The sequence below is a fragment of the Micromonospora sp. NPDC023869 genome, from assembly GCF_055559695.1.
Window position 1 is genome coordinate 259,899 of the sequence record NZ_JBVHKD010000001.1, and the last position, 8,899, is coordinate 268,797.

Here is an 8,899-nt window from a genome sequence, read left to right on the forward strand (position 1 = left end):
GCCTCGATCCGACGTAGGCTCTGGGTGAGGAATGACAGGCGGGCCGGACCTTTCGCGGACGGCCGGTGCAGCGGCGCGTCAAGGAGGTCTCGTGGCCGGGCAAGGCGAGGTCACCATCCAGTTCAGCCGAGCGGGCCACGCACGACGGAGCGGGGTGCGGCCGTGAGCAAGCAGATCCGCCAACTGGAGCGGGTGGTCATCCGGTTCGCCGGTGACTCCGGCGACGGCATGCAGCTGACCGGCGACCGGTTCACCTCCGAGACCGCGCAACTGGGCAACGACATCTCCACGCTGCCCAACTTCCCGGCCGAGATCCGGGCACCCGCCGGCACCCTGCCGGGTGTGTCGAGCTTCCAGGTGCACTTCGCCGAGTACGACATCCTCACGCCCGGCGACGCGCCGAACGTGCTGGTGGCGATGAACCCGGCGGCCCTCAAGGCCAACCTCGCCGACCTGCCGCGCGGGGCCGACATCATCGTCAACACCGACGAGTTCACCAAGCGCAACCTGGCCAAGGTCGGGTACGCCAGCAGCCCGCTCGACGACGACAGCCTCGACGCGTACGCGGTGCACCCGGTGGCGTTGACCTCGATGACGATCGGCGCGCTGGCCGAGCAGGACGTGTCCAAGAAGGACGCCGAGCGGGCCAAGAACATGTTCGCTCTCGGGCTGCTGAGCTGGATGTACTCCCGACCTTACGAGTCGACGCTGCGGTTCCTGGAGCGCAAGTTCGCCAAGCGCCCGGAGCTGGTCGCCGCCAACATCGCCGCCTTCAAGGCGGGCTGGAACTTCGGCGAGACCACCGAGGACTTCGCCGTCCGGTACGAGGTCAAGCCGGCCAAGATGCCGTCCGGAACGTACCGCAACATCACCGGCAACGCCGCGCTCTCGCTCGGTCTCGTCGCCGCCGGGGTCCGTTCCGGCCTGCCGGTGTTCCTCGGGGCGTACCCGATCACCCCGGCCTCGGACATCCTGCACGAGCTGAGCAAGCACAAGCGGTTCGGTGTCACCACCATGCAGGCCGAGGACGAGATCGCCGCGATCGGGGCGGCCCTGGGCGCCTCGTACGGCGGCGCGCTCGGGGTGACCACCACCAGCGGTCCCGGCGTCGCGCTGAAGGGCGAGACGATCTCGCTCGCGGTGGCGTTGGAGCTGCCGCTGGTCATCGTCGACGTGCAGCGGGCCGGGCCGTCCACGGGTATGCCGACCAAGACCGAGCAGGCCGACCTCAACATGGCGTTGTTCGGGCGGCACGGCGAGGCGCCGGTGGCGGTGATCGCGCCGAAGTCGCCGTCGGACTGCTTCCACGCCGCGCTGGAGGCGGCGCGGATCGCGCTGACCTACCGCACGCCGGTGATCCTGCTGTCGGACAACTACGTCGCCAACGGCTCCGAGCCGTGGCTGCTGCCCGAGGTGGAGTCCCTGCCCGACCTGCGGGTCGAGTTCGCCACCGCGCCGAACGGCGAGGACGGCACCACCTTCCTGCCCTACCTCCGCGATCCGCAGACGCTGGCCCGTCCGTGGGCGGTGCCCGGCACCCCCGGGCTGGAGCACCGGATCGGCGGTCTGGAGAAGGCCGACAAGACCGGCGACATCTCGTACGACCCGACGAACCACGACTTCATGGTGCGGACCCGGGCGGCCCGGATCGAGACCATCCCGGTGCCGGACGTCGAGGTCGAGGACCCGGACGGCGACGCCCGGGTGCTGGTGCTCGGTTGGGGCTCCACGTACGGCCCGATCGGTGCCGCCTGCCGGGCGCTGCGCCAGCGTGGGCTGCCGGTGGCCCAGGCGCACCTGCGCCACCTCGCGCCGATGCCGGCGAACCTGGGCACGGTGCTCGGCGCGTACGACCGGGTGGTCATCCCCGAGATGAACCTCGGCCAGCTCGCCCACGTGATCCGGGCCCGCTACCTGGTCGACGCGATCGGCTACAACCAGGTCCGCGGCCTGCCGTTCACCGCCGCCGAGCTGGAGTCGATGCTGGAAGAGGTCCTGAAGAATGTCTGAGCCCGTCGCTCTGAAGCTCACCGCCAAGGACTTCAAGTCCGACCAGGAGGTGCGCTGGTGCCCCGGCTGCGGTGACTACGCGATCCTCGCGGCCGTCCAGCAGTTCATGCCGGAGCTGAACATCCCCCGGGAGAACATCGTCTTCGTCTCGGGCATCGGCTGCTCGTCGCGCTTCCCGTACTACATGAACACCTACGGGATGCACTCGATCCACGGGCGTGCCCCGGCGATCGCCAGCGGCCTGTCGGTCTCCCGCCCGGACCTGTCGGTCTGGGTGGTCACCGGGGACGGTGACGCGCTCTCCATCGGCGGCAACCACCTGATCCACGCGCTGCGCCGCAACGTCAACCTCAAGATCCTGCTGTTCAACAACCGGATCTACGGTCTGACCAAGGGGCAGTACTCGCCGACCTCCGAGGTCGGCAAGATCACGAAGTCGACGCCGGTCGGGTCGGCGGACGCGCCGTTCAACCCGCTGTCGCTGGCGCTCGGTGCGGAGGCCACCTTCGTCGGCCGCACCATCGACTCGGACCGCAAGCACCTCCAGTCGGTGCTGCGCGCGGCGGCCGAGCACGAGGGTTCGGCCTTCGTGGAGATCTACCAGAACTGCAACATCTTCAACGACGGCGCGTTCGAGCAGCTCAAGGACCCGGGCGTTCGGGACGACCACTTGATCCGGCTGGAGCACGGTCAGCCGATCACGTTCGGCAAGGACGGTCAGTTCTGCGTGGTGCACCCGCCGCGCGGGTTCGGCCTGGAGGTCCGCGAGACGGCGTCCACCCCGCCGGAGGAGATCGTGGTGCACGACGCCACGGTCGACGACCCGGCGTACGCCTTCGCGCTGTCCCGGCTGCCCGGCTTCGACCTGCGCAACACCCCGATCGGGGTGTTCCGCTCGGTGCGCCGGCCGTCGTACGACAGCGTGGTCCAGGGGCAGGTGGCCGAGGCCCAGGCCAAGGTCACCGAGACGCCGGAGCAGCAACTCGCCGGCCTGCTGGGCAGCGGCGATACCTGGACGATTCTCTGAGCCACCGGATCATCCGAAACGGCCGGGCCGCCCTCTGACGGGGCGGCCCGGCCGTTTCCGTTCCGGGTCAGACCGTGGCCGGCACCCAGAGCTCGTCGATGCTCCGCTGCGCCACCGCGAGGCTCTCCTCGTGCAGCGGGATCAGCTCGGACATGGCCGGGACGCTCGACGCCAGGGTCAGCTCGCAACCGATGAACCTCGGCTCCAGGCCGGTCATCGACAGGCCGTGCGGCAGCCAGGGCGCGGCGTGGTCCCAGCCCTCGCGCGGGGTGCCGGAGCCGTAGCCGCCGCCCCGGGAGGCCAGCACGATGAACTCCCGGCCACCGAGCAGGCCGGCGCCGGTGGCCGGGTCGTACGACAGGCCGGGCGCGATCAGCAGGTCCACCCAGCTCTTCACGCTGCTCGGCGCACCGTAGTTGTAGAGCGGGAGGCCGAGCAGCACGGTGTCGGCGGCCCGCACCTCGGCGACCACCTGCTCGGTCAGCTCCCAGGTGCGGTGCTGCTCCGGGGTGCGCTGGTCGGGCGGCGTCCGCCGGGCCGCCTCGGCGGCCTCGTCGAGGTGCGGCAGCGGCTCCTTGCCGAGGTTGCGGTAGGTGATCGTGCCGCCGGGGTGCGCGGCCTGCCACGCGGCGGCGGCGCGGGCGGTGAGCCGGCGGCTGACCGACTGCTCTCCCCGGATGCTCGAGTCGATGTGCAACAGGTGCGGCATTGGCTAACCCCTCACAGATGGTTTGTGTAGCGCCAACTATTTATAGCAGGCCAATGTTTTGTGGTGGGGGTAAACTCGGTCACATGACTGCCGGGCCGGCCGAGCACAGGGAGCGCCGTTCCGGTGCCCTGCTCGAGTTCCTGGCCCGCCGGATGCGGCTGCGATCGGAGTCGGTGCTGGCACCGCTCGGCCTACGCCCCCGCCACCTGGTCGCGCTCACCGTGCTGCGGGAGGCCGGCGAGATGAGTCAGCAGGCGTTGGCGGGCAGCCTGCAACTCGACGGCACGAACGTGGTGGGGCTGCTCAACGACCTGGAGACGGCGGATCTCGTCGAGCGTCGCCGCTCCCCCGAGGACCGCCGCCGACACGTGGTCAGCCTCACCGAGCACGGGACGAAGCGGCTCAACGAGGCCGAGTGCGCCCTGGCCGGCGCCGAGGACGACGTGCTCGCCGCACTCGACCCCGTCGAGCGGGACACGCTCTACGACCTGCTGCGGCGAGCCAGCAGCGGCGGGCCGGCGACCTGCACGGAGGCCATCCGGGACAACCCCGACGTCCTCTGCTGATCCGGGTCGGCGATCAGGGCAGGGTGTTGGCGGTGGGTCGGTCGTCGCGCACGTGGACCAGCATGTCGCCGGTCTCGACCACCGCGCCCGCCTGGTCGGCCAGGGTGACCACCTTGCCGCGCCGGACCAGGGCGATCACCAGGGACTCCAGTTCGCGCGGATTCCGGCCCACCTCGTTCCGCTCCGCCGACCGCATGGCCAGGGCCATCCCCTGACCGGGGGTCAGCAGGTCCTCGACCACGTCGATCAGCGGTGGCGCGGAGGTCGACAGGCCCAGCAGCCGCCCGGCGGTCGCTGACGAGACGATCACGTGGTGTGCGCCGCTCTGCTTGAGCAGCGGCGCGTTCTCCGCCTCCCGCGCGGCGGCGATGATCCGGACCTGTCCGGCGGTGAGCTGCCGTACGGTCAGCGCCACCAGCACCGACGCGTCGTCGCTGTCGGTCGCGATGATCACCGCCTTGGCGGTCCGCACATGCGCCTGGTTGAGCACCGAGGATCGGGTGGCGGAGCCCTCGATGGCGACCAGCCCGTTCGAGGTGGCCTGCCGCAGCGCCGCGCCGTTGCGCTCCACCACCACGATCCGGGACTTCTCGAACCCGTTCTCCAGCAGCGCCGAGACGGCACTACGGCCCTTGGTGCCGTAGCCGCAGATGATGACGTGATCCTTCACTTTTCTCTCCCACCGGTGCAGGCGGCGGCCGGTCCGGTACTGCTCGGTCAGGACTTCCAGGGTGGTGCCGACCAGGATGATCAGGAACAGCACCCGGGCCGGCGTGATGAACAGGACGTTGATCAGCCGTGCCGAGTCGCTGACCGGGGTGATGTCGCCGTACCCGGTGGTGGAGAGCGAGACGACCACGTAGTAGAAGCAGTCGAGGAGCGTGATGCCGTCCTCGTTCACGTCCCGGTACCCGTCGCGGTCGAGGTAGACCACCGTGACCACCGCGAGCACCAGTCCGACGGCGGCGGCCAGCCGCAGACTCAACGCGCTGAGCGGACCTCGCCGCTGCGCGGGAAAGTGGATCACCGCGGGGCCTGGCCCGACTCGGTCGACTGCACGCCCACAAGATAGCCCCTGCCCGCCGATCCGCACGGCGGGGTGGCGCAGCGAGGGGCGGCGCGGCGGGCGTCGGCCCGGCATGATGGGTACGGTCAGCGCAGACCAGCGAGAGTGAGGCCCACGCATGACGTTGCTGCGACGGGTGATCGGTGCGGTGCTGCGCCGCCAGCGCCAACGACAGCACCGCACGCTACGCGAGGTGGCCGAGGCCGCCGGCGTGTCGGTGCCCTATCTCTCCGAGGTCGAGCGGGGGCGCAAGGAAGCCTCCTCCGAGGTGCTCGGTGCCGTCTCCCGGGCACTCGGCCTCCCCCTGTCCGACCTGCTCGGAGAGGTACGCGACGAGCTGCGCCGGGTCGAACGGCCGACCCCGACCACTCCCCAGGGCAGTTACGTCCCGGCCGTCCGGGGTGGCAACCCCACCGCCTCCGTCCCGCGCGGCACGGACGGCTTCGCCCACCCGGTCGCGCAGTTCGGCGGCATCGGTTTCGGCAGCAGCCTGATCGACACCGCGTCACTCGGCACCGACCTGGTCGGTGGCTTCCGGGACAACGGCGGGACGACGACGATCGGTGGGTACGCCCGGTTGGGCGGCGAGTTCGACACCGGTCGTGCTGCTGCCGGTGTTGTCGTCGCCGGGCCGGGCGGCGGATTCGGCTTCGGCGGCGGTCTCCGCATCATCGTCTTCGGCGACACCGCAGAGGTCGACGCGGGAGCCGACGGTCCCGACCAGGCGACACCCGAGCCGACCGGACGTCACCTGCAACCGCTGTCGAGCTGATCCGCCCACGCTGTCACGGGCGTCGGCATCGCATCGACCAGATCGCCGACGGCCCACCCCGTCTGCTCGCCGGAACCGTTCTGCCGTGGGCGGATCTGCCCGGGGCAGAAGTGCTGGGGACCGGCCACCCGACCGGCGCACGCTGGACGGGCCGGTTCCCGAGCGGCGGAGGTCGTCGCCCACCGGCGGGTGGAGGTGGACGAGATGGTCACGATGCTGGACGACGGTCAGCGGACCTTCGGCGACCAGGTGTACGAGCGGCTGTTGCGGGAGCGGATCGTCTTCCTCGGCAGCGAGGTGACCGACGAGGTCGCCAACCGGATCAACGCCCAGATCCTGCTGCTCGCGGCGGAGGACCCGGACCGGGACATCCACCTGTACATCAACTCGCCGGGCGGCTCGGTGAGCGCGGGACTGGCGATCTACGACACGATGCGCTTCGTCCGCAACGACGTGGCGACGCTGGCGCTGGGCCTGGCCGCCTCGATGGGCCAGTTCCTGCTCTGCGCGGGTGCCGCCGGCAAGCGGTACGCGCTGCCGCACACCCGGGTGGTGATGCACCAGCCGCACGGCGGCTTCGGCGGCACCGTCAGCGACATCACCATCCAGGCGGAGAACATGCTGCACGTCAAGCGGACCATGCTGGAGTTGATCGCCCAGCACAGCGGTCGCCCGTTGGAGGAGGTCCAGAGCGACTGGGACCGGGACCGCTGGTTCACCGCCGACGAGGCCCGCGAGTACGGCCTGATCGACCAGGTGGTCCGCGCCGCCACCGACCTCCCGACGCCCCTGACAAGCGGGTGACGCTAGGTCGGCTGGCGGGCGTCGTAGCGGGCGCGGGCGGCCTCCACCTCGACGAGGTGGTCCGTCGCCCAGGCTTCCAGGCCGGCGACCAGTGACCGCAGGTCGTGCCCCAGGTCGGTGAGCTCGTAGTCGACGCGGGGCGGGACGGTGGCGTGCACGGTGCGGGTGACCAGGCCGTCGCGTTCCAGGCCGCGCAGGGTCTGGGTGAGCATCTTCTGGCTCACCCCGTCGATCCGCTGGGCCAGCTCGCCGTACCGTTTGGGGCCGTTCGCGAGGGTCAGCACCACCAGGACGCTCCACCGGTCCCCGATCCGGTCGAGGACCTGCCGGCTGCCGCACTTCCGGTCGTACAGGTCGGGTTCCACGCTATTACTCTCCATCAGGATGTGGCGCACTTCAAGGTGCCTACTCTCCAACGGGAAGTCGTCGGGCGATCTTCCGGTTGCCTCCGACGTCAGGCAGTTTCCGTGGAGGGAGCAGTACCCATGTCCATCGTCGTCACCGGTGCCACCGGGCACCTCGGCCGGCTCATCGTCACCTCGCTGCTGGATCGGGGCGTACCGGCCGGGCGGATCGTGGCACTCGGCCGGGACACCGCCCGCCTCGCCGACCTGGCCGGGCGTGGCGTCACCGTCCGGCAGGCCGACTACGACGATCCCGAGTCGCTGCGGGTCGCGTTCGCCGGTGCCGAGAAGCTGATGTTCGTCTCCGGCAGCGAGGTGGGCCGGCGGGTCGCACAGCACCGCAACGTGGTCGCCGCCGCCAGGGAGGCCGGCGTCGGGCTGGTCGTCTACACCAGCATCCCGAAGGCCGAAACGTCCAGCCTGATCCTCGCCACCGAGCACCGCGCCACCGAGCAGGAGATCGTCGCCTCCGGGCTGCCGTACGTCCTGCTGCGCAACAGCTGGTACCTGGAGAACTATCTCCCGCAGGTGCCGACGTACCTGGAGCACGGGGTGGCGGGGGCGGCGGGTGACGGCCGGATCAGCGCCGCCACCCGCGCGGACTTCGCGGAGGCCGCCGCCGTGGTGCTGACCGGCGAGGGGCACACCAACCGGGTGTACGAGCTGGGTGGGCCGGCGTTCACCCTGGGCGAGCTGGCCACCGAGGTATCCCGGCAGAGCGGTCGGGAGGTGAGTTACCTCGACCTGCCGGTGGAGAAGTACGTGGAGGTGCTGGTCGGCGCCGGACTGCCGCAGGGGTACGCGGAGGTGCTGGCCGACGCCGACCGGGGTGCCGCCGAGGGTGAGCTGTACGTCGAGGGGGACGACCTGGCCACGCTGATCGGACGGCCGCCGGTGACCCTCGCCGAGGCGATCCGCACGGCGCTCTGACCCACGGACGGCCCGTCGCCCTCGGTGCTGGCACGCGGTGTCCTGGGTGGCGGCGGGCCGTTGTTCTGGGTGGCGGGCCTCCGTCCGCGGTGACGTGGGCTCGTCGCCGGTGACGGACGGGGCGTTGTCACAGGGGCGGGTTAGCGTCCACGGTATGACGCAGGCAACGGGGGAACGAGTGACGTCGGGTCGGACGGTGGCGCAGAAGATGGGCGTCAAGCCGGGCAGCCGGGCCTATCTGGACGCGGCGCCCGCATCGGCGGTCGAGGCGCTGCGGCTGCCCGAGCTGGCGGTCGCCGACACGCTGACCGGGGAGTTCGATTACCTGCACCTCTTCGTCACCACGCAGGAGGAGATGCGACACCGTTTCCCGGTGCTGCGGGAACACCTGCGCCGGGGCGGCATGCTCTGGCTCTCCTGGCCCAAGGGCGGCCGGCTCGGCTCCGACCTGGAGCTCAAGAGTGTGATCCGGATCGGCTACGACTTCGGGCTGGTCGAGAGCACCTGCCTGCGCGTGGACGAGGTGTGGGCGGGCTTGAAGTTCACCCACCCCAAGCCGGGCAAGGTCTACCGCAACAGCTACGGCACCCTGCCCGGCTCCTGACGGCCGG

Annotated in this window: 10 protein-coding genes; 7 read left to right on the top strand and 3 right to left on the bottom strand. The window is 70.8% G+C overall.

Annotated elements, in window-relative coordinates; genetic code table 11:
• Positions 1-162 precede the first annotated feature (162 nt).
• Both ACZ31C_RS01250 and ACZ31C_RS01255 read left to right on the top strand, forming a co-directional pair.
• Complete coding sequence (locus ACZ31C_RS01250; protein ID WP_465793694.1) at positions 163-2,010, top strand: 2-oxoacid:acceptor oxidoreductase subunit alpha; 1,848 nt, start codon at positions 163-165, stop codon at positions 2,008-2,010.
• On the top strand, positions 2,003-3,037 hold the full coding sequence (locus tag ACZ31C_RS01255) for a 2-oxoacid:ferredoxin oxidoreductase subunit beta (RefSeq protein ID WP_465793695.1): 1,035 nt from the start codon (positions 2,003-2,005) through the stop codon (positions 3,035-3,037). The genes ACZ31C_RS01250 and ACZ31C_RS01255 overlap by 8 nt, the downstream gene beginning before the upstream one ends.
• 67 nt (positions 3,038-3,104) lie before the next feature.
• Here the strand turns inward: ACZ31C_RS01255 and ACZ31C_RS01260 are convergent, their stop codons facing one another.
• Positions 3,105-3,746, bottom strand: coding sequence for an FMN-dependent NADH-azoreductase (locus ACZ31C_RS01260; RefSeq protein WP_465793696.1), 642 nt, complete (start codon positions 3,744-3,746; stop codon positions 3,105-3,107).
• A gap of 83 nt (positions 3,747-3,829) precedes the next feature.
• Between ACZ31C_RS01260 and ACZ31C_RS01265 the strand changes: the two genes are divergently transcribed.
• Entirely contained in the window at positions 3,830-4,312 is a 483-nt protein-coding gene (locus ACZ31C_RS01265) for a MarR family winged helix-turn-helix transcriptional regulator (RefSeq protein WP_465793697.1), read from the top strand.
• A gap of 13 nt (positions 4,313-4,325) precedes the next feature.
• Here the strand turns inward: ACZ31C_RS01265 and ACZ31C_RS01270 are convergent, their stop codons facing one another.
• The gene (locus tag ACZ31C_RS01270) at positions 4,326-5,339 is read right to left on the bottom strand and encodes a potassium channel family protein (protein WP_396740909.1); all 1,014 of its coding nucleotides are present in this window, start codon (positions 5,337-5,339) and stop codon (positions 4,326-4,328) included.
• A 157-nt stretch (positions 5,340-5,496) separates the two neighbouring features.
• On the opposite strand from ACZ31C_RS01270, the gene ACZ31C_RS01275 reads away from it, so the two are divergent.
• Both ACZ31C_RS01275 and ACZ31C_RS01280 read left to right on the top strand, forming a co-directional pair.
• On the top strand, positions 5,497-6,150 hold the full coding sequence (locus tag ACZ31C_RS01275; protein WP_465793698.1) for a helix-turn-helix domain-containing protein: 654 nt from the start codon (positions 5,497-5,499) through the stop codon (positions 6,148-6,150).
• 204 nt (positions 6,151-6,354) lie between these two features.
• Positions 6,355-6,954 carry a ClpP family protease gene (locus tag ACZ31C_RS01280; RefSeq protein ID WP_465793699.1) on the top strand — a complete coding sequence of 200 codons (600 nt, stop codon included), beginning with the start codon at positions 6,355-6,357 and terminating at the stop codon, positions 6,952-6,954.
• Positions 6,955-6,956: 2 nt separating this feature from the next.
• On the opposite strand, the gene ACZ31C_RS01285 is transcribed toward ACZ31C_RS01280, so the two are convergent.
• Entirely contained in the window at positions 6,957-7,334 is a 378-nt protein-coding gene (locus ACZ31C_RS01285; RefSeq protein ID WP_465793700.1) for a winged helix-turn-helix transcriptional regulator, read from the bottom strand.
• A gap of 105 nt (positions 7,335-7,439) precedes the next feature.
• Here ACZ31C_RS01285 and ACZ31C_RS01290 point away from each other — a divergent pair, with 105 nt between their 5' ends.
• Both ACZ31C_RS01290 and ACZ31C_RS01295 read left to right on the top strand, forming a co-directional pair.
• The gene (locus ACZ31C_RS01290) at positions 7,440-8,288 is read left to right on the top strand and encodes an SDR family oxidoreductase (protein ID WP_465793701.1); all 849 of its coding nucleotides are present in this window, start codon (positions 7,440-7,442) and stop codon (positions 8,286-8,288) included.
• 154 nt (positions 8,289-8,442) lie between these two features.
• Positions 8,443-8,892: a hypothetical protein gene (locus ACZ31C_RS01295; protein ID WP_465793702.1), complete on the top strand. Its 450-nt coding sequence runs from the start codon at positions 8,443-8,445 to the stop codon at positions 8,890-8,892.
• Positions 8,893-8,899: the final 7 nt, after the last annotated feature.

Bases quoted from the DNA above. Each gene is read 5' to 3' on its own strand.
- ACZ31C_RS01255 (WP_465793695.1), top strand. From the start codon at position 2,003: ATGTCTGAGCCCGTCGCTCTGAAGCTCACCGCCAAGGACTTCAAGTCC.
- ACZ31C_RS01260 (WP_465793696.1), bottom strand. From the start codon at position 3,746: ATGCCGCACCTGTTGCACATCGACTCGAGCATCCGGGGAGAGCAGTCG.
- ACZ31C_RS01265 (WP_465793697.1), top strand. From the start codon at position 3,830: ATGACTGCCGGGCCGGCCGAGCACAGGGAGCGCCGTTCCGGTGCCCTG.
- ACZ31C_RS01275 (WP_465793698.1), top strand. From the start codon at position 5,497: ATGACGTTGCTGCGACGGGTGATCGGTGCGGTGCTGCGCCGCCAGCGC.
- ACZ31C_RS01280 (WP_465793699.1), top strand. From the start codon at position 6,355: ATGGTCACGATGCTGGACGACGGTCAGCGGACCTTCGGCGACCAGGTG.
- ACZ31C_RS01285 (WP_465793700.1), bottom strand. From the start codon at position 7,334: ATGGAGAGTAATAGCGTGGAACCCGACCTGTACGACCGGAAGTGCGGC.
- ACZ31C_RS01290 (WP_465793701.1), top strand. From the start codon at position 7,440: ATGTCCATCGTCGTCACCGGTGCCACCGGGCACCTCGGCCGGCTCATC.
- ACZ31C_RS01295 (WP_465793702.1), top strand. From the start codon at position 8,443: ATGACGCAGGCAACGGGGGAACGAGTGACGTCGGGTCGGACGGTGGCG.